General features: G+C 66.1%; 19 protein-coding genes. 13 read left to right on the top strand and 6 right to left on the bottom strand.

Annotation, left to right across the window (positions count from 1 at the left end; genetic code table 11):
- Window positions 1-13: 13 nt before the first annotated feature.
- On the top strand, window positions 14-655 hold the full coding sequence (locus ACETPF_RS02325) for a hypothetical protein (protein ID WP_373932652.1): 642 nt from the start codon (window positions 14-16) through the stop codon (window positions 653-655).
- A 60-nt stretch (window positions 656-715) separates the two neighbouring features.
- Here the strand turns inward: ACETPF_RS02325 and ACETPF_RS02320 are convergent, their stop codons facing one another.
- Window positions 716-1,186, bottom strand: a complete 471-nt coding sequence (locus ACETPF_RS02320) for an Hsp20 family protein (protein WP_373932651.1) — start codon at window positions 1,184-1,186, stop codon at window positions 716-718.
- A 522-nt stretch (window positions 1,187-1,708) separates the two neighbouring features.
- Between ACETPF_RS02320 and ACETPF_RS02315 the strand changes: the two genes are divergently transcribed.
- The 12 genes from ACETPF_RS02315 (at window position 1,709) to qhpE (ending at window position 18,304) form a co-directional block, all read left to right on the top strand.
- Window positions 1,709-2,959 (top strand): lipoprotein-releasing ABC transporter permease subunit, encoded by a 1,251-nt coding sequence (locus ACETPF_RS02315; protein ID WP_373932650.1) that lies wholly within the window; start codon window positions 1,709-1,711, stop codon window positions 2,957-2,959.
- The gene (locus ACETPF_RS02310; protein ID WP_373932649.1) at window positions 2,952-3,629 is read left to right on the top strand and encodes an ABC transporter ATP-binding protein; all 678 of its coding nucleotides are present in this window, start codon (window positions 2,952-2,954) and stop codon (window positions 3,627-3,629) included. Before ACETPF_RS02315 ends, ACETPF_RS02310 begins: the two co-directional genes overlap by 8 nt.
- Before the next feature lie 71 nt (window positions 3,630-3,700).
- Entirely contained in the window at window positions 3,701-7,246 is a 3,546-nt protein-coding gene (dnaE, locus tag ACETPF_RS02305) for a DNA polymerase III subunit alpha (protein ID WP_373932648.1), read from the top strand.
- Window positions 7,247-7,468: 222 nt separating this feature from the next.
- Window positions 7,469-7,939, top strand: a complete 471-nt coding sequence (locus ACETPF_RS02300) for a (2Fe-2S)-binding protein (protein ID WP_373932647.1) — start codon at window positions 7,469-7,471, stop codon at window positions 7,937-7,939.
- Window positions 7,936-10,119 carry a xanthine dehydrogenase family protein molybdopterin-binding subunit gene (locus ACETPF_RS02295; protein WP_373932646.1) on the top strand — a complete coding sequence of 728 codons (2,184 nt, stop codon included), beginning with the start codon at window positions 7,936-7,938 and terminating at the stop codon, window positions 10,117-10,119. The genes ACETPF_RS02300 and ACETPF_RS02295 overlap by 4 nt, the downstream gene beginning before the upstream one ends.
- Window positions 10,120-10,311: 192 nt before the next feature.
- Window positions 10,312-12,039 carry a quinohemoprotein amine dehydrogenase subunit alpha gene (gene peaA / locus ACETPF_RS02290; RefSeq protein ID WP_373932645.1) on the top strand — a complete coding sequence of 576 codons (1,728 nt, stop codon included), beginning with the start codon at window positions 10,312-10,314 and terminating at the stop codon, window positions 12,037-12,039.
- Window positions 12,036-13,484, top strand: coding sequence for a quinohemoprotein amine dehydrogenase maturation protein (peaB, locus tag ACETPF_RS02285; protein WP_373932644.1), 1,449 nt, complete (start codon window positions 12,036-12,038; stop codon window positions 13,482-13,484). The genes peaA and peaB overlap by 4 nt, the downstream gene beginning before the upstream one ends.
- Window positions 13,481-13,843, top strand: a complete 363-nt coding sequence (gene qhpC, locus ACETPF_RS02280) for a quinohemoprotein amine dehydrogenase subunit gamma (RefSeq protein WP_373932643.1) — start codon at window positions 13,481-13,483, stop codon at window positions 13,841-13,843. The genes peaB and qhpC overlap by 4 nt, the downstream gene beginning before the upstream one ends.
- 8 nt (window positions 13,844-13,851) lie before the next feature.
- The gene (locus tag ACETPF_RS02275; protein ID WP_373932642.1) at window positions 13,852-14,937 is read left to right on the top strand and encodes a YncE family protein; all 1,086 of its coding nucleotides are present in this window, start codon (window positions 13,852-13,854) and stop codon (window positions 14,935-14,937) included.
- 28 nt (window positions 14,938-14,965) lie between these two features.
- Window positions 14,966-15,961 (top strand): hypothetical protein, encoded by a 996-nt coding sequence (locus tag ACETPF_RS02270; protein ID WP_373932641.1) that lies wholly within the window; start codon window positions 14,966-14,968, stop codon window positions 15,959-15,961.
- A complete protein-coding gene (locus tag ACETPF_RS02265; RefSeq protein WP_373932640.1) occupies window positions 15,958-17,658 on the top strand; it encodes an ABC transporter ATP-binding protein in 1,701 nt (566 codons plus the stop codon). The genes ACETPF_RS02270 and ACETPF_RS02265 overlap by 4 nt, the downstream gene beginning before the upstream one ends.
- The gene (gene qhpE / locus ACETPF_RS02260; RefSeq protein ID WP_373932639.1) at window positions 17,651-18,304 is read left to right on the top strand and encodes a subtilisin-like serine protease QhpE; all 654 of its coding nucleotides are present in this window, start codon (window positions 17,651-17,653) and stop codon (window positions 18,302-18,304) included. The genes ACETPF_RS02265 and qhpE overlap by 8 nt, the downstream gene beginning before the upstream one ends.
- Here the strand turns inward: qhpE and ACETPF_RS02255 are convergent.
- The 5 genes from ACETPF_RS02255 to ACETPF_RS02235 all read right to left on the bottom strand — a co-directional run bounded on the left by ACETPF_RS02255 (window position 18,301) and on the right by ACETPF_RS02235 (window position 22,891).
- Window positions 18,301-18,720 carry a DUF2147 domain-containing protein gene (locus tag ACETPF_RS02255; protein ID WP_373932638.1) on the bottom strand — a complete coding sequence of 140 codons (420 nt, stop codon included), beginning with the start codon at window positions 18,718-18,720 and terminating at the stop codon, window positions 18,301-18,303. The two genes, qhpE and ACETPF_RS02255, sit on opposite strands and share 4 nt — an antisense overlap.
- A gap of 131 nt (window positions 18,721-18,851) precedes the next feature.
- Entirely contained in the window at window positions 18,852-19,841 is a 990-nt protein-coding gene (locus ACETPF_RS02250; RefSeq protein WP_373932637.1) for a type II secretion system F family protein, read from the bottom strand.
- A gap of 19 nt (window positions 19,842-19,860) precedes the next feature.
- Window positions 19,861-20,859 carry a type II secretion system F family protein gene (locus ACETPF_RS02245; protein WP_373932636.1) on the bottom strand — a complete coding sequence of 333 codons (999 nt, stop codon included), beginning with the start codon at window positions 20,857-20,859 and terminating at the stop codon, window positions 19,861-19,863.
- 57 nt (window positions 20,860-20,916) lie between these two features.
- Window positions 20,917-22,221 carry a nucleotide-binding protein gene (locus tag ACETPF_RS02240; RefSeq protein WP_373932635.1) on the bottom strand — a complete coding sequence of 435 codons (1,305 nt, stop codon included), beginning with the start codon at window positions 22,219-22,221 and terminating at the stop codon, window positions 20,917-20,919.
- A 1-nt stretch (window position 22,222) separates the two neighbouring features.
- The gene (locus ACETPF_RS02235) at window positions 22,223-22,891 is read right to left on the bottom strand and encodes a CpaD family pilus assembly protein (protein ID WP_373932634.1); all 669 of its coding nucleotides are present in this window, start codon (window positions 22,889-22,891) and stop codon (window positions 22,223-22,225) included.
- Window positions 22,892-22,900 lie beyond the last annotated feature (9 nt).

Genomic DNA, 22,900 nt, shown 5'->3' with positions numbered 1-22,900 from the left:
CGATTAAGGCGGCATGCGCTATCATCTTCATCATCTTCCCCTTACACTATCCCTCGTCATCCTGATGGGCGGCTGCTCGCCGACATCGGACGGCGGCAACAGCAGTAGCGGCAACACCGGTGCCCCCGCGACGTCGGAGACCATGGGCGCCAACGCTTCCGCACCGACCATTGACAATGCGGCCGGTGCAAATGCCGCCGAGACCAAGATGCTCCCCGCTGAAACGCGCGTTATCGGCCTGGAAGGGCTGGGCGATTTGCGTGTCGGCCGGCCGATACCCGCCAAGGGCAGCTGGGTGCAGCGAGGCGCTCAAGAAGATGGCTCCTGCCGCACCGTCTCGTCACCCGACTATCCCGGCGTTTATGCGATCATTACCGACGGAAAAGTGCAGCGCATTACCGTCGGCTCTCAGTCCGACGTGAAGTTGGCCGAGGGAATTGGGGTGGGCGCGACCGAGCGGGATGTCCAAAAATGGTTTGGCGGCTTCCGCGCAGAGCCGCATAAATATGAAGACGCTCCGGCCAAATATCTGACCGCCCCCAATGCGGCGGGGGGATCATCCGCGCTGCGCTTCGAAATCGGGCAAGATGGCAAGGTCAAGTTCATCCATGTCGGGATGATGCCAGTGCTTGCCTATGTCGAAGGCTGCGGGTGAGAGAAATAGAAAAGGCGCGGCCCGTACAGGCCGCGCCTCCATGTCGCTCAGGATGGCCGATCAGGCGGCGCTGCGATCCTGGGCGTTGATGTCGACCAGTTGACCGCCGTTGACGGCGATCTTCTTGGGCTTCATCGCCTCGGGCACTTCACGCACCAGCTCGATCACGAGCAGGCCATCGGCGAGGTCCGCCTTTTCCACCCGCACGAAATCGGCGAGTTCGAAGCGGCGTTCGAAGCTGCGGTTGGCGATGCCGACGTGCAGGAACTTCGAGCGGTCGTTCGCACTGTCATCCTTGCGACCGACGACCTGGAGTAGGTTCTGCTGCGCGGTGATGTCGATCTCGTCGGGACGGAAGCCCGCGACGGCAAGGGTCACGCGATAGCGATCCTCGGACAGGCGCTCGATGTTGAAGGGCGGATAATTGTCGCTCTGCTGCAACCGGGCGTTGTTTTCGATGAGGTCGAACAGACGATCGAAACCGACGGTCGAGCGGCGATAGGGGGTCAGGTCAAATCCACGCATTGTCATAATCTCCCAAGAGCAAAATGAACAAGCCGAACCCGAAACCGGCGTCCGGCGATACGATGCCCGGCCCCATTTGGCGACCGGACGGAACGGATATGGTTGAGGACAATCGGGTTTCAAGAGGATGCGGCGCGACGCTTTCGAGACGCGGGTAGGACGCTTTGTCCCATCGCCAACGCATTGCCGCGGGAGTAAGGATCGGGCCGCAATAAAAAGCACCCGGACCGTGCCATCACGATCCGGGTGCTTAATGGACGATTGCTCGTCTCCCCCTTGGCCTGCCTCGACCGCTTCTTAGCCCCCTAAGCTCGAAGCGGGATGCAGTATCCCTGAACCACGGCCATTTACCTGTGCTTCGATTGTCTTGCTATGCCTGGCGCGGGGGGCTGTCACGGCCAAAATCGGGGCGCTGTGATTTTGCGTCCGGCGCTGTGGCGGGGATGCAACAATTCGGCAATGCTTGCCGTTGAACGGCCCGCCGCCTAGAGCGGCACCACTCCATCAGCGAAGGGCCGCGCGCGCCGCATGATTCTCAACCGTTATGAACGCATGATCGCCAAACGCTATCTGCTGCCGGGCAAGGGCGAGGGGTTCATCTTCCTGGTGGCGGGGATCAGCCTGGTGGCGGTGATGCTCGGAGTCGCCGCTCTTATCATCGTCATGAGCGTGATGAACGGCTTTCGCGCGGAGTTGTTCGACAAGATCGTGGGCCTTAACGGCCATGCCGTGGTGCAGGGTTATGGCGGTCGCCTGCCCGACTGGCAGTCGGTGCTGAAACAGGCCAAGGCGACGCCGGGCGTCACCAGTGCCACGCCGCTGATCGAGCAGCCCCTTCTCGCCACCTTCCAGGGGCGGGTGGAGGCGGTGCTGGTGCGCGGCATGACCGTGCCCGACATTCGCGACAACAAGACGCTGAAGGGCAAGATCGTCGCCGGCAATCTCGACGCGCTGACCGCCAATGCCGGCAAGGTCGGGATCGGATCGCGGCTCGCGGAAAATCTCGGCATCCAGCTCGGCGACAGCATCACCATCATCAACCCGGCGGGACGCTCCACCCCGTTCGGTACGGTGCCGCGCCAGATCAGCTATCAGGTCGCGGCGATCTTCGAGGTCGGCGTCTATGACTATGACAAGGCATTCGTGGTCATGCCGATCGAGGACGCGCAGACGCTGCTGCTGCTAAACGATGTCGTCAGCATGATCGAGGTGGAGACGGTCAACCCCGACCGGGTCGGGCAGATATTGGAGCCGCTCGCCGGCAAGGTGGCGGGGCGTGCGGTCATCACCGACTGGCGGCAGATGAACGCCAGCCTGTTCGAGGCGCTTGCCGTCGAGCGGGTGGCGATGTTCGTCGTCCTGTCGATCATCGTGCTGGTCGCGGTGTTCAACATCCTCTCCTCGCTCATCATGCTGGTCCGCGCCAAGACGCGCGACATCGCCATCCTGCGGACGATGGGGGCGAGCCGGGGCGGCCTCGTCAAAATCTTCATGACCGTGGGCGTCACCATCGGCGCGCTCGGCATGGCGGCGGGGATGGTGCTGGGCTTCACCTTCCTCTTCTTCCGGCAGAGCGTCGTGAACGCGATCCAGTTCGTGACGGGGCAGAATCTCTGGGATCCCTCGATCCGGTTCCTGACCGAACTGCCGTCGAAGCCCGATCCGATCGAGATCGCGATCATCTGCGTCATGGCCTTGCTGTTCAGCTTCCTTGCGACGCTGTACCCGGCCTTCAAGGCCGCCAATACCGATCCCGTCCAGGTGCTGCGCTATGAGTGAGATTTTGCACGTCACGGGCCTTGCCCGCAGCTTCACCCAGGGCGGCGTGACCATCGATGTGCTGCGCGGGGTCGACCTCAATGTCGGGCCGGGCGAGATCGTGGCTTTGCTGGGGCCGTCAGGGTCGGGCAAGTCGACCCTGTTGCAGGCGGTCGGCCTGCTGGAGGGCGGATTCGAGGGGTCGATCCGCATTGGCGGCGAAGAAGCGGCGAAGCTCGACAATGATGGGCGGACGCGGCTGCGGCGCGACGCGCTGGGCTTCGTATATCAGTTTCACCATCTGCTGCCCGATTTCAACGCGACCGAGAATGTCGTGCTGCCTCAGGTCATCCGCGATGTGGAGCCAGCCGCCGCGCGGGCGCGGGCGGAATCGCTGCTGACCGCGCTGGGCCTTGGGCACCGGCTCGACCATAGGCCGAGCCAGCTATCGGGCGGCGAGCAGCAGCGGGTGGCGGTGGCGCGGGCGCTGGCCAACCGGCCGGCCCTTGTGCTGGCGGACGAGCCGACCGGCAATCTGGACGAGCGCACGGCGGACGTGGTGCTGGCGGAGTTCCTGCGGCTGGTGCGGCAGGAAGGGTCGGCGGCGCTGGTCGCGACCCATAATGAGCGGCTTGCGGCGAGGATGGACCGCGTGGTCCGGCTGCATGAAGGTCGGCTGGAACAGGCCTGACGCCGGCGATTGTCCACAGCTTTCGCGCCGAGGGGACTAGAATTGGATCGCCGGGCGGGCCACATAGGGCCATGCCGCACGCCGCCTTCGTACCCCTTCGCGTCTTTTCCTCGTTCACGATGCTCGAAGGCGCGATCGACCCCAAGAAGATCGCCAAGCAGGCGAAGGCGCTGGGCTTTCCGGCGGCGGCGATCACCGACCGGAATGGCCTTTACGGCTCCATGGCTTTTTCCGACGCCTGCAAGGATGAAGGGGTACAGCCGATCGTCGGCGCGATGCTGGGCGTGCTGCGGCCGGGGCGGCCGGCCAATGCGGCGCCCGTGCATGACTGGCTGGCACTCTACGCGCAGGATGGCGCGGGCTATGACAATCTCTGCGCGCTCGTGTCGATGGCGCATCTCGACCGGCCGGTGGAGGAAGTGCCCCATGTCACGCTCGACGCGCTGGAGGGGCGCACCGATGGCCTCATCGCGCTGACGGCGGGCGGCGAAGGGGCGATCGCGCGGTTGTTCGCGGAGGATCAGCCTGAAGCGGCCATCGCCTATGCCGAGCGGCTGGAGGCGCTGTTTCCCGATCGACTTTATGTGGAGATTTGCCGCCGGCTCGACCCGGCGGAAGACAAGGCCGAGGCGGCATTGCTCGATCTGGCCTATGCCCGCAATCTGCCGCTGGTGGCGACCAACCCGACCTGTTTCGCCGAACCGCATTTCCATGAGGCGCATGATGTCATGCTCTGCATCGCCGACAGCGCCTATGTCGATACCGCCGACCGGCGCACCAGTTCGCCCGATGCCTGGATGAAGCCGGCGGGCGAAATGAAGCGACTGTTCGAGGATTTGCCCGAGGCGCTGGCCAATACGCTGGTCGTCGCGCAGCGCTGCGCGGTCGCCGCGCCCAAGCGCAAGCCGATCCTCCCAAGCCTGGCCGGCGATATCGAGGGCGAGGCGGCGATGCTGCGGGAACAGGCGGCCGCCGGGCTGGAGGCGCGGCTGGACAAGGCCGGGATCATCGGCGCGGAGGCGCGCCAGCCTTATTATGAGCGGCTGAGGTTCGAAACCGACATCATCATCCAGATGGGCTTTCCGGGCTATTTCCTGATCGTCGCCGACTTCATCAAATGGGCGAAGGACAATGGCATCCCGGTGGGGCCAGGGCGTGGCTCCGGCGCGGGGTCGCTCGTCGCCTGGGCGCTCACCATCACCGATCTCGACCCGCTGCAACTGGGGCTGCTGTTCGAGCGATTCCTCAATCCCGAGCGCGTGTCGATGCCCGACTTCGACATCGACTTCTGCGAAACGCGGCGGGGCGAGGTGATCCGCTACGTCCAGCAGAAATACGGGTCCGATCATGTCGCGCAGATCATCACCTTCGGAAAGCTCAAGGCTCGCGCGGTGCTCAAGGATACCGGCCGCGTGCTCCAGATGAGCTATGGGCAGGTCGATCGGCTCGCCAAGCTGGTGCCCAATCACCCGACCGATCCCTGGACGCTGGAGCGCTCCCTGAACGGCGTCAGCGAGTTTCGCGCCGAATATGATAATGACAATCAGGTCCGCCGGCTGATCGACTATGCGATGAAGCTGGAGGGCTTCCCGCGCCACTCGTCCACCCATGCCGCCGGCGTGGTCATCGGCGACCGGCCGCTGAGCCAGCTTGTCCCGCTCTATCGCGATCCGCGCTCCGACATGCCGGTGACTCAATTCGACATGAAATATGTCGAGGGCGCCGGCCTTGTGAAGTTCGACTTCCTTGGCCTTAAGACACTTTCGGTCCTGCAGAAGGCGGTGCAGTTGCTCGGCGCGCGCGGGGTGCATGTCGATCTCGACACGCTCGCCTGGGACGATCCGGCGGTCTATGAACTGCTCCAGCGCGGCGACACGGTCGGCGTGTTCCAGCTGGAATCGGAAGGGATGCGCAAGACGCTGGCGGCCGTCCGGCCGACCAATTTCGGCGACATCATTGCACTGGTCTCGCTCTATCGCCCCGGCCCGATGGACAATATCCCGATGTTCGGCCGCCGCAAGAACGGGCAGGAGGAGATCGAGTATCCGCATATTCTCCTGAAGCCCATCCTCGAAGAGACCTACGGCATCTTCGTCTATCAGGAACAGGTGATGCAGGCCGCGCAGATCCTGGCGGGCTACAGCCTGGGTGACGCCGACCTGCTGCGCCGCGCGATGGGCAAGAAGGTCAAGGCGGAGATGGACGCGCAACGGTCCCGCTTCGTCGAGGGCTGCGCCGCGCAGAGTGAGATTCCGGCGGCCAAGGCGAACGAGCTGTTCGACTTGATCGACAAGTTTGCGGGCTATGGCTTCAACAAGTCGCACGCCGCCGCCTATGCCCTGCTCGCCTATCAGACGGCGTGGCTGAAGGCGCATTATCCGGCGGAATTCTACGCCGGGTCGATGGCGTTCGACATCCATCTGACCGACAAGCTGACGGTGTTCGTGGATGACATGCGGCGCATGGGGCTTACCTGCCTGCCGCCCGACATCAACCGCAGCCAGGCCGACTTTTCCGTCGAGTCGGTTTCACATGAGGGCGAGGACGCGCGGCTCGGCTTTGCGGTGCGCTATGCGCTGGGTGGCTTGAAGGGCGTTGGCGAGAAGGCGATGGAGCAGCTCGTCGAGGAGCGTGACAAGGGCGGGCCGTTCAAGTCGCTGGACGATTTCGCCGACCGCATCGAGCCGCGCCTGCTGAACCGGCGGCAGCTGGAAAGCCTGGCGGCGGCCGGCGCGTTCGATGGCATCCATGCTGACCGGGCGGGGGTCCATGCCGCCGCCGAGACGATCCTGTCGGTCGCCTCCAGCAATGCGGCGGCGCGGGAAAGCGGGCAGGGCGGCCTGTTCGGCGACGTCGAGACGCCCCATGCCGATGTGCGCATTCCCCCGCATCAGGCCTGGACCGTGGCAGACCGCATGGCGCAGGAAAAGGAGGCGTTCGGCTTCTATTTCTCCGCCCACCCGGTCGACCGCTACCGCCATCTGGCAGAGGCGCGGGGGGCGAGGAGCTATGGCCTCGTGTGCCAGTCGCCGATGCCCGCGCCCAATGCCGAAGGGCGGGCGATGACGATCATGGCGGCGATGGTCGAGGATGTGCGCTGGCGCGAGACCAAGCGCGGGGCGCGCTACGCCAACGCGACCTTTTCCGACCAGAGCGGGCAGTTTCAGGCGAGCTGTTTCGACGAGCCGGCGTGCAAGGCGATCGAGGAACTGGCGCGGGACGGGGACTGCGCGCTGCTGATCGTGGAGTTGGACCGGCTGCCGGGTGAGGAAACGCCGCGCGTCACGGTGCGCGGGGTCGAGCCGTTCCGCAGCATCGCCAGTGCTTCGCGGATGGAGCTGGTCGTGGACTGTGAGACGGTGGCGGCGGTCGAGGCGCTGGCCGCGCTGCTGGCGAAAGCGGGCGGCGGGCGGAGCGAGGTGTTCCTGCGCGCCCCCTTGGCCGGTGGGCAGGCGGCACGGATATTCCTGGGGGACATGTTCAGCCTGGGCGCGGATCAGGTGGACGCGATCGCCACGATCCCCGGCCTTGCCATCCACCGTTTCGAGCGGATGGACGTGAAGGCGGATGGGTATCGGACGCAGCGACGGCGGTCGGGGATGCGGTTGGTGGGGTGAGGCGATTGCGCCGTCCTGCGTTGTAGCGGATGTGGCATCGCGCAACCGATCATGCAGCGGTGTCGGCCTCTCAAAACGAGACATGGGGGGCTCCCGCTCGCGGCGCGATCGCCGCGCTGCCCTCGCGATGGCCGCCGGCCGATGGGGACACGATGCCGGGGGCTGGACAGGCCGATGCGGATCGGCATCTAATGCGGGCATGACAGCGGGGGTGAGAGGCATATGGCGGTCAGCTTCACGGTGAATGGCGTCAGGCGGCAGGTGGAGGGCGACCCCGCCAAGCCGCTGCTTTGGGTGCTGCGCGAGGATCTGGACATGGTCGGGACCAAGTTCGGTTGCGGCGCGGGCCTGTGCGGCGCCTGCACCGTCCATGTCGGCGGGGAGGCGGTGCGTTCGTGCCAGACACCGCTCGGCGATGTCGCAGGCAAGGCGATCACGACGATCGAGGGCGTGCAGAAAAGCGACGCGGGCAAGCGCGTCGCCGCCGCCTGGGTGAAGCTGGACGTGCCGCAATGCGGTTACTGTCAGGCTGGCCAGATCATGAGCGCGACCGCTCTGCTCGCCACCACGCCCAGGCCCTCCGACGAAGAGATCGATGCCGCGATGATGGGCAATCTCTGCCGCTGCTCCACCTATGTCCGCATCCGCGCCGCGATCAGGCAAGCCGCCGGCATCAAGGAAGCGCAGGCATGAGCGCGGCCGTGCTTTCGCGGCGGGGGTTTATTTCCGCCTCGCTGCTGGCCGGCGGCGGATTGCTGTTCGACCTCAGCTTTCCCGTCGCGCAGGCGGCGGACGGCGCGCCGGTCATCCTCACCGCCTTCATCCGCATCCTGCCCGACAATCGCGTCGTCATCGGCGCGAAGAATGCCGAAGTGGGGCAGGGCGCCAAGACCATGCTGCCGATGATGATCGCCGAGGAGCTGGACGTCGACTGGGGCCAGGTGACGATCGAGCAGACCCATGCCGACGCCAAGATTTTCGGCGGGCAGAGCGCCGGGGGCAGCCGCACCACGCCGCGCGAATGGCTGCCCACGCGGCAGGCGGGCGCGGCGGCGCGGGCGATGCTGGTCGCGGCGGCGGCGCAGGGCTGGGGCGTCGCGCCCGAACGCCTCAAGACCGCAGGCGGCAAGGTGACCGATCCCGCAACGGGCGAGTCGGCGACCTATGCCTCGCTGGCGGGGGCGGCGGCCAAGCTGCCCGCGCCCGATGTCGCGGCGCTCAAGCTGAAAGATGCCGCCGATTTCCGCATCATCGGCCGTTCGGTCGGCGGCGTGGACACGCCCGCGATCGTGGCGGGCCAGCCGCTCTACGGCAGCGATTTCAAACTCCCGGGGATGCTCTACGCGGTGCTGGAAACCTGCCCGGCGTTCGGAGGTACGATCAAATCGGCCAATATCGATGCGGTGAGGGCGCTGCCAGGCGTCGCCCATGTGCTGACCATCAGGGGCGACGGCACGGCGGAGTCGGGCTATGACGGCGTCGCTATTCTGTCCAAAAGCTGGTGGAGCGCCAATCAGGCGCGCGAGACGCTGGCGATCGATTGGGACATAAGCGCCGTCAGCGGCTTTTCGACCGACGCCTATGCCGCGCAGGCTGCCGAAAAGCGCAAGGCGAGAGCCGAGGGCGAGATCATGCGGACCGGTGACGTGGACGCCGCCTTCGCCAGTGCCGCGAAAATCGTCGCGGCGGACTATAGCTATCCCTTCCTCGCCCATGGCAATCTGGAGCCGCAGAATTGCACCGCCCTGTTCAAGGATGGCGCGATCGAAATCTGGGCGCCGACGCAGAACCCGGAAAACGGTCGCGGGCTGGTGGCGAAGGCGCTGAACCTGCCGCCGGAGAAGATACGGATCAACTTCCGCCGCATCGGCGGCGGCTTCGGCCGGCGGCTGATGAACGACTATATGGTGCAGGCGGCGTCGATCGCGGCGCAATTGCCGGGGGTGCCGGTCAAGCTGCTCTGGACACGGCAGCAGGACATTCAACGCGATTTCTACCGGCCGGCGGGCTGGCACGGCTTCCGCGCAGCGCTGGACAAGGATGGGCGGATGACCGCCTTCCACGATCATTTCGTGACCTTCGGGAAGGACGGCAAGCCGCTGCGCGCCGCCGAGATGCCGGCGCATGAACCTCCGGTGGGCCTCGTGCCCAATGCCTTGCTGGAGCAGAGCTTCCTTGCCACCAACATGCCGACCGGATGGCTGCGCGCGCCCGGTTCCAACGCGCTCGCCTTCGTCACTCAGGCATTTCTGGACGAGGTCGCGGCGGCGGCGGGCAAGGATCTGCCGACGCTGATGCTGGAGCTTTTGGGTGAGCCGAAGGAACTGGCGCGCGGCACCAACCAGCCACCTTTCGTCACCGCGCGTGCCAAAGGCGTGATCGAGAAGGTCGTGGCGATGAGCGGCTGGGCGGATCGCCAGGCGCTGCCCAAGGGGACGGGAAAGGGCTTCGCCTTCTACTACAGCCATATGGGCTATTTCGCCGAAGTGGTGGAGGTGGCGATCGCGGACGGTACGCCCAAGGTGAAAACCGTGTGGGTCGCGGGCGATGTCGGCAGCCAGATCATCAACCCGATCAACGCGCTGCATCAGGTGCAGGGATCGGTGATAGAGGGGCTAAGCCAGGCGCTGGCCGGGCAGCAGATCACGCAAGTCGCCGGCGCGGTCGAGCAGGCCAATTTCGACACCCATCCCTATCTGCGCATCAACGACGCGCCCAGGATCGTCACGGAGTTCGTCAAGACCGACTATCCGCCGACCGGCCTTGGCGAACCGGCGCTGCCTCCGGTCATCCCCGCGCTGGTGAATGCCATCCACGCCGCTACCGGCAAGCGTGTCCGCTCCCTGCCGATCACGGCCGCAATGCTGGCCTGAAAGGCGGTCGGCGGTCCATTCCGCCCCACATTCAAGGCATGATTTCGCTCGCGTGAAAAAACTCTGACGGTCGTCAAGATTCCCATGGCGGATTGACCCGCGCCATACGTCATTCGGGCAATGGCGTGGTGGATGGGGAAACCTGGGCCCATGCCACAAAGCGGCCAACGGCCGCAGAGGGGGACAGGCAGGGTGAATCGGCTTCCCGTCACGAAATTCGGCCTTATGGCCCTGTTTTCCGCGTCGGTCGTCTTCGCGCAGGCGGATGGCGGACCCGAGGGCGCGACGATGAAGGAAACCGAGGCAGGCATCCCGGTCGCCGACCCGCTGGTCAAGGAAAAATGCGGGGCGTGCCACAGCGCCGACGCGAAAGGCAACATGACCCGCATCAGCTGGGTCCGCACGACGCCCGAAGGCTGGTCGCAGGCGATCAAGCGGATGGTGGCTCTCAACGGCCTGTCGATCACGCCGGAGGAAAGCCGGGCGATCGTGAAGTCGCTCTCCTCCTCGCATGGCCTCGCGCCGGAGGAAGCGCGGCCGGTCATGTACCTGCCCGAAAAGCGGATGCTGGACGAGACCAACATCCCCAACGAGACGATGCGTGGGGCCTGCGCCGCCTGCCACAGCTTTGCCCAGCCCTTGTCCTGGCGCCGGTCGAAGCTGGAGTGGAAGCAGCTTCAGGACATGCATGTCGCCCTCTATTCGCAGGCCGACGCGCAGTACCGCCGCCCGGCCGAGGATAGCGAGCAGCCCGCCGGGCGCGATCCCAAGGACAAGATGAACCGCGGCGAATATGCGCTGACCTACATGACCAAGGTCGCGCCGCTGCATACGCCCGAATGGGCGGCGTGGAGCGCGCGCCAACGAACCCCCAGACTCGTGGGCAATTGGCTGGTGGTGGCGAGCGTGCCGGGCAAGGGGCGGTTCGTCGGCGACTATGTGGTCGCACCCGGCAAGGCGGCGGACGAGTTCACCACGCAGGTGACGCTGCGATCGCTGACCGACGGCACGACGATCAGCCGCAGCGGGACGGGGATCGTCTATGCCGGCTATAGCTGGCGCGGCAGCTCGCAGGGGACAGGGGCGGCGCGGCCCGACGATCTGACCAGCGCGGCGCGCGAGGCGATGTGGTTCGCGCCCGACCAGCAAAGCGCGGTGGGTCGCTGGTTCTGGGGCAATTATCAGGAATTCGGCTATGACGTGAAGCTGGTGCGCGCGACCGCCGCGCCGACCGTGCTCGCGGTGGCGCCCGGCCCGGTCAAGGCAGGCACGAAGGGCATCCAGGTCCGCATCCTGGGCAACAATCTGCCCGCTTCGCCGGGCGTGGCCGACATCGATCTCGGCGAAGGCGTCAGTGTCACCAAGATCGTGTCGGCGAGCCCCAAGGAGCTGGTGGTGACGGCGGACGTAGCGCCCGGCGCGACATCCGGGCCGCGCGATGTCAGCATCGCGGGCGCGGTGCTGGAGCAGGCTTTCCCCGTCTATCGCAAGATCGACTATATCAAGGCAACCCCCGAAACCGCGCTGGCGCGGCTCGGCGGGGTGAAGTTCCCCAAGGGCTATCAGCAGTTCGAGGCGATCGGATACGAGAACGGCGTCGACGGCAAGCCGAACACGGCGGACGACATCGCGGTGGGGCCAGTGCCGGCCGACTGGTCGATGCAGGAATTCATGTCGGTCTATTATGACGACGACACCAAATATGTAGGCTCATTGAGCCCCACCGCCTTCTTCACCCCGGCCGAGGAAGGGCCGAACCCCGCCCGGCGCTTTGGCCGCAACAATTATGGCGAGGTATGGGTGGTCGCGACGGCGAAGAATGACCGGGACAAGTTTGGCAAGCCGCTGAGCGCGCGGTCCTACATGGTCGTGACGGTGCCGCTCTACAAAGTCATCGACCAGCCGGAGGTGTCGCGATGACCGTGATGCAGGCACCCGCCTATCGCCGCGCCGAATATCATGGCTTTGCGGCCGGCGGCAGCGACTTCGTCTATCTGGTGAGCGCCGGCGCGATCTTCGAGGTGGATGACGATGTGCGCGCGGTGCTGGACCGGCTGGACGGGCGGGAACTGACCCATGCCGACATGATCCGCGCGCTGACGAGCAACGGCAGGGATGCGGCCGAAGCCGAGGCGCTTGTGCGCGAATTGCGCGCGGCGCGGCTCATTCAGTTGGGCGCGGCGGCCCCAGTAATGCCGCAGGCGCCGCCCGCCGATTTTCCGCTCCAGGCGCTGGTGCTGAACGTCACCAACCAGTGCAACCTTGCCTGCACCTATTGCTACGAGTTCGGTGCGGACAAGATCGCGACGCCTGCGGGCAAGCCCAAATATATGACGCTGGAGACTGCAAAGGCATCGGTCGATCTGCTGATCGCCGAAGCAGTGGGGCGCAAGGCGGTGCATATCACTTTCTTCGGCGGCGAGACGCTGATGAATTTCCGCCTGCTGCGCGATGTGGTGGACTATGCCAATGCGGCGACGGCGGCGGCGGGGAAGGGGATTACCTACAGCCTCACCACCAACGCGACGCTGCTGACCGAAGAGATCGTTACTTTCCTGTCCGAAAACCGGATCGGGGTTACCGTGTCGATGGATGGCCCGCCCGAGGTGCAGGACAGGCATCGCGTCTATAAAAATGGCAAGGGCAGCTATGCGGTGATCGAGCCGCGCTTGCGGACGCTGATCGCCCACCACCGCACGCGCGCGGTGACCGCGCGGGTGACGCTGACCGAAGGCGTGACCGACGTGGTGCGGATATTCCGCCACCTGACGGACGATCTGGGCTTTCATGAGGTCGGCTTCGCGCCGGTTACGACGGGGGAAGAACGCACCTACTCGATCGATGGCAAGGGTATGGACGATGTGCTGGCGCAGTTCACCGCGCTGGCCGACGAATGGCTGGACTATGCGCTGCGGGGCGAGATGCATGGCTTTACCAATGTCAGCGAGACGATCAGCGAGCTGATTTCGGGCGTCAACAAGTCGCATCCCTGCGGCGCGGGGCTGGGGCTGATGGGGGTCAGCCCGTCGGGCGACCTGTCGCCCTGCCACCGCTTTACCGACGCCGACACGCATGTGATGGGGCATGTGTCGAGCGGCATCGACCGCGCGAAGCAGAGCGACTTCCTGGCGCGCGGGCATGTCGAAGCGAAATATGACTGCCAGAGCTGCTGGGCGCGGCCACTGTGCGCGGGTGGGTGCCATCATGAGGCGTTCGTGCGCTATGGCGATACGGGGCACGCCAACCTCCATTATTGCGACTGGATCCGGCAATGGACCGACACGTGCCTGCGCATCTACGGCGAGCTGGCGGTGAAGAATCCCGGCTTCCTCGAACGCTTCGCTGAACGAAAGGGCCTGTCATGAAGCATCTCCGGCCGATCAACAAAAAGGCGCATGCGATCGACGAGGCGGTGACGCAGATCGAATTGAGGGCGGCGCAGAACCCGGACGACCTGGAGGAGGATGTCGTCGCGTTGCAGCAGCAGCCGCGCCCGCATGTGCCGATGGGCTGCACCCTGTCCTTCTCGCCGGGCTGGGAAGTGGATGCGGGCGGCGGCACGGCGGGGCTGTGCCAGCCGGTCGAGCGCGATATCTACGATTGCTACGTCACCTGCTTCTGGCCGGTGCAGGTGCCCGACCATGTGAACTACTCGCCCGACTGGGCAAGCAATTGCGCGACGGCCACCAAGGACTGGCGCAACCTGGACCTTGTATTCCCATGAGGCGCGCCATGATCCTTCGCACCCTCGTTGCCGCCGGCATGTCGTTGCTGAGCGCGCTGCCGGCCTCCGCCGCAACGCTGTTCATGGGCTCCTACCCCGATCAGTTGCTGGTGTTCGATGAGGCCAAGGGCGCGGTGACGAACAAGCTGACGCTTGCGACCGGGCTGCCTACTTCGATGACCCTGTCGGACGATGGCAAGCGCATCTATGTGACGACCATCACCACCAGCGGGATCGAGGTGATCGACACCGCGACGCGCAAGGTGACGAGCAAGTTCAGCCTGAATGATGGCACCACCCGTTACCGCTTCTGGGGCGGTGTGCCGGACCCGACGGGCCGCTATTTCTACACGTTGCTCACCAAGTTCGAGAAGGGCGTGGATCGCTACACGGTCGGCAAGCCGAGCTGGAGCGTCGTCGATATGAAGACCCAGAAGGTCGCGCGCATGGTCGAGATGGACCGGGAGGACGAGCGGTCAGGGGGGTGGCGGTCGGCCTACAAGCTGTCGCCGGACGGCAAGTTCCTCTATGTGTTCGGGGAAAAGGTGCTGATCGTCGATACCGCGACGCTCAAGGTCGTGGATCGGATCGACCTCGCCAAGCCCGAAGGCACCGGCCTTGAGAATGTCGGCTTCGGCGGGCCGGTGGACACGATCCGCACGCCGGGCCAATATGTGTCGCTGTTCAACGCCGCTGACCCCTATATCCACAACAAGACGTTCGGGCTGGCGCGGTTCGACCTTAACAACCGGCAATTCACTTTCACGCCGATCGGGCCGGCGCCCGAAGCGATGGCGGGATTGCAGGTGACGCCCGATGGCAGGCAGGCTTACACCGTCGTCACCAACGGGAAGCTGGGCAACAAGCGGTGCGAATTCTGGCACATGGACATGGGCACCAACGCTGTGGTGGACAAGGCCGAATTCCCATGCCGTTCCCGCTTCCGCTTCGGCATGTCGCTCGATGGGACCAAGCTCTACATTTACGGGGCGAGCTACGACGTCGAAGTCTATGACGCCAGGACGCTGAAGCTGGAGACGACCTGGGATCTGGGCAACGACACCACCGGCGCGGGCATGGTCGCGGTGCAATGACGAGCGCAGTCGCATTCGTGGGAAGAGGATGACGACCGTCGCCATCCGGGGCAGCGGGATCGCCGCCAGCGGGTGCGCGCATATATTGACGGGCGCGGGCCTTCGGGTCGCAATCGAGGATGTCCGCCGCCCGTCCGTACCGACGATCATGCTGAGCGATCCGGCGCTGGACCTGATCCGGGGCGTGTTCGACCGGCCGGAGCTGTTCTTGCACCACCCCCGTGTGCGGCGTCGGGTGGTTGCGTGGGGCGGAGGATCGCCAGTGGTGGTGCCCCATGGCGCGGCGCTGGCGTCGGAAGCGCAGGTGCATGCGGCGCTGACCGTGGCGACCGACCAGGCCGACGGAACTGCCGATTTCATCATCCATAGCGCGCCGCGTGAGCCGGCGGGCGAAATGCGGGTCTTTGGCGATCGTGACGCGGTGGCGGCGCATGTCCGGTTGCGCGATCCGGCGCTGGCCGGGGAGGTGCGGATCGAGGCGGTGGAAAGCGGCTGGCTCTATCTGGTGCCGGAACAGGCGGGAACGGGCTGGCTGCTGGGGGTGGGCGGTCCGATCGACGCGCTGCTGGGACAAAGCGCGCTGATCGCGCCGGTGGTGGATGTGGTGGGCGCGGCGTCGACGCCTTTTGCCGCGACGCCGCGCCTGCGCCTGCCGCTGCATGGTGACGACTGGCTGGGCTGCGGGTCGGCGGCGCTTGGCTTCGATCCGATCTGCGGCGACGGGGTGGCGCAATCGGTGCGGGAGGCGATCCTGGCGGCGGCAGTCGTCGCGGGGATCGCCGGGGGCGGGGATCGGGTGGCGCTGCTGACGCACTATCGCTCGATGCTGATCGCGGCGATGCGGCGGCATTTGCTGTTGTGCGCGCAATTCTACGCCAATGGCGGGCGGGGCGATTGGTGGCGGGCGCAGCATGCTGCGCTGATGGAGGGGCATCACTGGTGCACCGGGCTGCTGGCAAAGCTGCCCGAGCCGCGGTTCCTGCTCGACGGGTTCCGCCTGGTGCCGAGGGCTGCGGCGGCGTGAGCGATGCCGCGCCGCCTGTCGCCGACTGGGGCACCTATCGCCGGCTTGCGCCGTTCCTGAAGCCCTATCGCGGCGCGTTGCTGCTGGTGCTGGCGATCAGCCTGCTTTCGACCGCGCTGGGGCTGGCGCAGCCTTACCTTTCGAAGCTGATGATCGATCAGGCGCTGCTGAAGCGGGACATGGGGGCGCTGGTCGAGATCGCGGCGATCATGGTCGGGGTGACGGTGGCGGGCTTTGCCGTCAACATCCTCGCCAGCTATCGCTATGTCGCGCTGTCGGCGGCGATGCTCTACGACATTCGCGCGGCGCTGCTGCGGCATTTGCAGACGTTGTCGCCGCGCTTCTACGGCAGTTTCCGGTTGGGCGATCTCGTGTCGCGGATGAACAGCGATGTGAGCGACGTGCAGCGCATCGCATCCGACACGTTGCTGTCGGTGGTGAGCAATCTGCTCTTCTTCGTCGGGTGCGTCGCGATGATGCTTTGGCTCGACTGGCGGCTGTTCCTTGTGAGCGTGGTGCTGGTGCCGGCGAGTCTTGCCACCTTCTCTTATTATCAGCGCCGGCTGACGGCGCTGACCCGCGAAATGCGCGAGCGGGGCGCGGACCTCGGCAGCCTGCTGGTCGATACGGTCATGGGGATGCGGGTGGTCGCGTCGCTGCGCGCGGGCGAGCATGAGGTGGGGCGGTTCAAGGCGAAGAACGACGCCTTCGTCAGCGCGATGATGCGGATGCAGCTTGCGTCCTTCATGACCGGGGCGCTGCCCGGCACGCTGATGACGGCGGCGACGTCGGCGGTGATCCTCTATGGCGGCTGGCGGATCATCGAGGGGGGGATGAGCATCGGCACGCTGGTCGCCTTCATGACATACCATATGCGGCTGCTCTCGCCGATCCAGACGCTGATGGGGCTGACATCGGGGCTGGCTTCGGCGCGGGTGTCGCTGGGGCGGATATTCGAGCTGTTCGATACCAAGCCGGAGGTCGTGGAGCGCGCTGATCCGGTGGCGCTGGTTCGGGCCGGCGAGGTGCGGTTCGAGCGGGTCGGGATGCGCTATGACCGGGACGCGGTGCTGCGGGACGTCGACCTGACGATCCCGGCGGGGAGCCTGTGTGCGATATTGGGGCCGAGCGGGGTGGGCAAATCGACCATGGCGGACCTGATGGTCCGCTATCTGGACCCAGATAGCGGTCGGGTGCTGGTGAGCGGGCGCGACCTGCGCGACTATGCGCTGGACAACGTGCGGCGCGAGATCATCCTGGTGGATCAGGCGCCATATCTGTTCAACGACACGATCGCGGCCAATATCGGCTTCGCGCTCAATGGGGTGCGCCAGGGGGAGATCGAGGCGGCGGCCCATGCGGCGGGGCTGGACGGGTTCATCGCCGGGCTGCCGCTGGGCTATGACACGCGCTGCGGGGAGCGGGGGGCGGCGCTGTCGGCGGGCGAGCGGCAGCGGATCGTGCTGGCCCGGGCGCTGCTGCGGCGACCGTCGGTGCTGATCCTGGACGAGCCGACATCGGCGCTGGACAGCGAGACCGAGGCGCTGGTCGCCGGGCGGCTGAGAGACGCGCTGCCGGGCGCGACGATCATCGTCATCACCCACAAGCCGGCGTTGGCGGAGATGGCCGATTGCGTCATCCGGCTGGCGGACGGGCAGGCGCGGATGGAGCAGCGCAGGGCGATGGCCGATGCCTGAGCCGGTGCGGATCGCGGTGATCGACAGCGGGGTTCAGCCGGCCCATCCGCACATCGACGCCGGGCGGTTGATGCCCGGACTCGCCGTGTCGGGCGATGATTTGGACAGCGAGTTGGACAGCTGTGACGCACTCGGCCATGGTACGGCGGTTACGGCCGCCATCCAGAATTTATCGCCTGATTGCATATGCTTACCCGTAAAACTGTTCCATGATGCCCTGCGGACGACGGCGCGGGCGCTGGTGCGGGCGATCGACGCGGCGGTAGGGGCGGAGGTGGACATCATCAACCTCAGCCTGGGCACGGTTAATGCGTCGCATCAGCAAATTTTGTCCGACGCTGTGCGGCGGGCGAGCGCGGTCGGGGTGCTGATCGTCGCGGCGCGCGCGGTGGACGGCGCGCCCTGCTATCCGGGCAGTCTGGACGGGGTGATCGGCGTGTCGCCCGACTGGGATCTGCCGCGCGATCGGTGGGCGGCGCGGGATGGCGGCTTCTACGCCTCTGGCCATCCCCGGCCGATTCCGGGGGTGCCGCAGCGGCGCAACCTGCACGGCGTTTCCTTCGCCGTCGCCAACATGACAGGCTTGATCGCGCGTGGCGGGCGGGCCGACGTTGCGTACTGGCGCGATCAGGCGGTCATGGCCTAGCGCACGGACGTCCAGGTCTGGGTCTTGCAGAAGAAGGCGATACAGCCCTGCACCTTGAGCGTGCCATTGGGGTTGCGGCTGACTTTGGAGGCGTAGCTCTTGCCGCTTTCGGGGTCGTAGATCGTCCCCTTCCAGATGTCGCCGGCATCCTCGAAGCCGGACAGCAGCGCGAGGCCGACCAGCGGCTTCGACCGCAGCGCGGGGTCGGGGTTCTTGATGTCGGTCTGGGGGCGACCGGGGGTCGGCTTCACGATCCGTTCGATGCGGCCGCATAGCTGCTTGCCGCACGGGCCGATCGCGACGATCGCCTTGCCGTCCACCGTGGCCCAGCGGCCGGTGACGGGCTGGGCGGCGTAGGCCGGAACGGCGAGGCTTGCGGTCGAAAGGGTGATAAGGGCTGCCAGAGCCGGCTTCATGCGATCCACTCCAATGGTCTGTAAGGCACCGGAATAGGCCGGAAAAAGGACGCCCGCCACCGCCTTTTTCGGGCGGGGCGGGCGAGTGTGTCGGCGACGCTACGGCACGGCGCGGTGCGTCGGCGGATTTTTCAGAACGCCTTGCTGATCGAGCAGGCGGCCGGACCCAGGATAACGACGAACAGGGTCGGCAGGATGAAGAGGATCAGCGGGACAGTCATGATCGCGGGCAGGCGGGCGGCCTTTTCCTCCGCGCGCATCATGCGTTCGTGGCGGAATTCGGCCGAAAGCACGCGCAGCGCCGAGGCGAGCGGGGTGCCGTATTTTTCGGTCTGGATCATCGTGGTGACGACGCCCTTGACCGCATCCAGCTTCACGCGGGTCGCGAGATTTTCGAAGGCCATGCGGCGTTCGGTGAGGAAGCTGAGTTCAATGGCGGTCAGTTGGAACTCGTCGCCCAGTTCCGGGTACGCCTTGCCCAGTTCGCGCGCGACGCGGTTGAACGCGGCATCGACGGTAAGGCCCGCTTCGGCGCAGATGACGAGCAGGTCGAGCGCGTCGGGCAGCCCCTTGCGGATCGCGGCGGCGCGCTTCTGCACCTTGTTGTCGATGTAGATGTCGGGCGACTTGTAGGCGAGCAGCAGCACCACGGCGAAGGCGAAGAAGCGCTTCAGCGGTCCCCATTCGGGCTGGATGCCGACGCCATAGAGCAGGATCGCGGCGAGGCCGCCCAGCACGATCGGCAGGATCATGCGGCCGAAGATGACGGCGACGGCCCAGTCCTTCGAGCGGATGCCGGCCTGCGCCAGGCGGATCTGCGCGTCCTTGAGCTGGTCGTCCTGAAGCACCTTGAGGCTCGACAGGAAGGACCGCATCTGGTCGGTCGCCTGGTTCTTCTGCACCAGTTTCGCGCGGCGCTTGGCGGTCGAGGCGGTGATCCCGGCCTTGAGCTGCTCGCGGCGGTCGTTGAGCGCCTTGACCCGCTTCGCCATCGGATCGCGCACCGTCATCACCGCATAAAGGGCGGCGAGCACGGCGAGCGTCGCCAGCGCGGCGAGCAACGTGCCGAAATCGGTGGCGGTCAGCCCGAAGAGGGTTCCGGCGGCAGGGGCGGCTTCCATGGTCGTTCCTTGCTCCCGCTCAAATCTCGAAATTGATCATCTGGGCCATGATGAAGGCGCCGATGCCCATCCAGATCATGCCGCCGATGCCCACCACCTGCATCGTGCCCAGGCCGAAGATGCCGGCCGGATCGGGCGTGAAGAAGGGGAGCATATAGTTGTAGTTGACGTAGCAGATCATCGCGAACACGAGGAACGGCAGCGCGCCGATGATATAGGCCGACGCCTTCGATTCCGACGACATGGCGCGGATCTTGAGCTTCATCTGCGCGCGCTGGCGCAGCACGGTGGCCAGGTTCGACAGGGTTTCGGCGAGGTTGCCGCCGGTTTCCCGCTGGATCGACAGGGTGATGACGAAAAACTGGAATTCGGCGGTGCCGAGGCGATCGGCGGTCTCCTGAAGCGCCTGCTCCATCGTCTTGCCGATCTTGATGCGTTCGGTGATGAGCTTGAACTCCTCGCCCACCGGCCCCGGAATCTCGCCCGATATCACCCCCAGCGTCTCGGCGATGGGAAGGCCGGAGCGCAGGCCGCGCGTCAGCAGTTCAAGCGCATCGGGAAATTTTGCGGTGAATTTGTCGACCCGCTTGCTGATGACTCGGCCGACCCACCAGTGGGGGAGGCCAAGGCCGGCGGCGAGGCCAACCATCATCGCGAAGAGGAAGGGAAAGCCACGCAGGACGAGGAAGGCGGTAAGCAGCAGGAAGATGACCGCGCAGGTCGTCATATAGCCGTTCAGCGTCCACTTCTTGCCCGTCATCCGCAGACGTTTGGTCAGGTTTTCGGGGTTGGGGACCAGCGAGGACAGAACCTTCATCTCCGCGCCGGCAGGGCGGTTGGAGATGGCGCGGCGCATCCGCGCTTCGAGCAGGGCTTCGGCCGAATCGCTGTGCCGCCCGCGGATCAGAGCGACGCGCCGCTTGCGCGCCTTTTCCGGCGACGGGCCGGCGAAGGCGAAGGCCGCGAGGCCCACCATCGTGGCGATCAACACCGCTATCAGGATGAAATTGCCGTCCATCTGGTCGCCTGTTCACTTGGGGATGCGGCGCCGTCCGCGATGGGACGGCGCGCGCGATCAATCGTCCTGCGTTACCTTCGCCTTGCGGCGCGAGGGCATCATCGACTTGAAATCGAACTTGCCGAGCAGCGAGTCGCCTTTTTTGGCGCTCGGCTTCGCGCCGCCCTTGGCCGGGGCTCCGTCTGCTGCGTCGGCATCCGCCGCGCCCAGCACTTCCTCCAGCATCGCCGTGCAGGCCGCGCCGAGCTTGCTGCCCTTGGCGGTTTCCGCGATGGTCTTGCCGAGCTTGGCCGCCTGCGCGGCGACGCGTAGGTCGAAGGGGACGATCACGTCCACCTTGCGCTCGATCGACTGCTCGAAATCCTTGCGGCTGATTTCGGGCGACCCCGGATGGACCCGGTTGGCCACCACGATCACGCGGCCCTGCGGCGCGTTGCTTTTGAGCCAGGAGAGGATGCGGATCGTGTCGCGCGCCGACGCCAGCGTCAGCTCCGTCACCACCAAGGTCACATTGACGTCGGTCATGAGGTGCGGATGCTGGATCAGCATGCCGCGCGGCAGGTCGATGACGCTGCATTCGAAGGCGAGGCGGAATTCCTCCAGCAGTTGGTAGAAGGCGCCGCCGTCGGTCAGCATCGGCTGGCTGATCGGCGCTTCGGCCGACAGGATCGCCAGCGTGTCGCTCGCCCGCACCATCGCGCGCTCGATGAACAGGCCGTCGATGCGGCTGGGATTTTCGATTGCGTCGGTCAGGCCACGGCCGGGCTCCAGGTCCATCGCCAGCGCGTTGGTGCCGAAATGCACGTCGAGGTCGAGCAGCGCGGTCGGGCGCTTCTTCTTTTCCGAGAGCAGCCAGGCGAGCGAGGTCGCGATGCTGGACGCACCCACGCCGCCGCGCGTGCCGATCACCGCGATGGTGCAGTGCGGCCGTTCCGGCCCGGCGTCGCGCGGGGCCATGAACACGGCCTGCGCCTGCGCCAGTGCGTCGCGCAGCTGGTCCGCGCCGAAGGGTTTGAGGAGATAATCCTGGATGCCGCTGGCGACGAGATCGCGATAGAGGCGCACGTCGTTGACCTGGCCGGCGGCGATCACCACCGTGCCGGGCTCGCAGACTTCGGCGAGGCTGTTGATGTCGTTGAGCGGATCGCCGCTTTCGGACATGTCGACGAACAGGATCTGGGGCGAAGCGGTGATCGACAGGCTCTGAACCGCGTTACGCATCCCGCCCTTGTTCACCTTTTCGGGCGCCCAGCCCATTTCGGCGACGACCGCACGCAGCAGGTCGAAGCTGTGATCGTCGCAGACGAAGGCGTGGAACGGGTCACGCTGTCCCGCCATGCCGGGTTTCCAGGGTGCGTTCATGTCACTGGCCTCCTGCGGTGATCTGCTTGAGGTCGCCAGCACCGCTGGGCGCCTTGTCGCGATAGGCGGAAATGGCGCGGTTGGACGTCGCCGTGCGAAGATCGCTGTCGGTGGTCTGGCCACGCACGAGGTCTTCGGGGTTGGCGACCATCGCCGCCCAGTTGCTGTTGACGCCGCAGCCAAAATTGGCCCCGCCGCCCAGGGTCATGTTGGTTTCCTGCGTGTCGTGCCAGTCGGGGCAGCTCGGTACGCGCGCCGTCGCGCGGCGGACGATCAGGCGGACGCTGCCTGCAGGGGCGGTGCCGGCCGCGCCGGAGCTGTCTTCGCCGACCAGCAGGCCGTAGCGTGCGGCGACATCGGCGACCGCATCGCGGATCGTCGGATCATAAAAGCCGCTGTCGGCCGCGACCGCGACCTGATCGCCATAGCCAAGGTCGATCGAGGCGAACCAGTCGTTCAGGCGCGCCATTTCCTGCGGCGTCAGGCCGCCGGGGCCGACCAGCGCGTCGTAGGTGTAGGCGCTGTGGCTGACGACGGGCTGATGCACCGAATCGACGCTGCGGTTGGTGTCGCGTTTGCGACCGGCGGCATCCGCCGACATCGGCAGCGCGGCGATGAGGACGACGGTCAATGCGGTCAGGCAGCGACGGGTGGAGAGAGGAGAAGTCATCGGATCGAT

This window comes from Sphingobium agrisoli (assembly GCF_041877245.1).
GTDB lineage: Bacteria > Pseudomonadota > Alphaproteobacteria > Sphingomonadales > Sphingomonadaceae > Sphingobium.
This window is presented reverse-complemented; position numbering and strand designations above follow the sequence as displayed.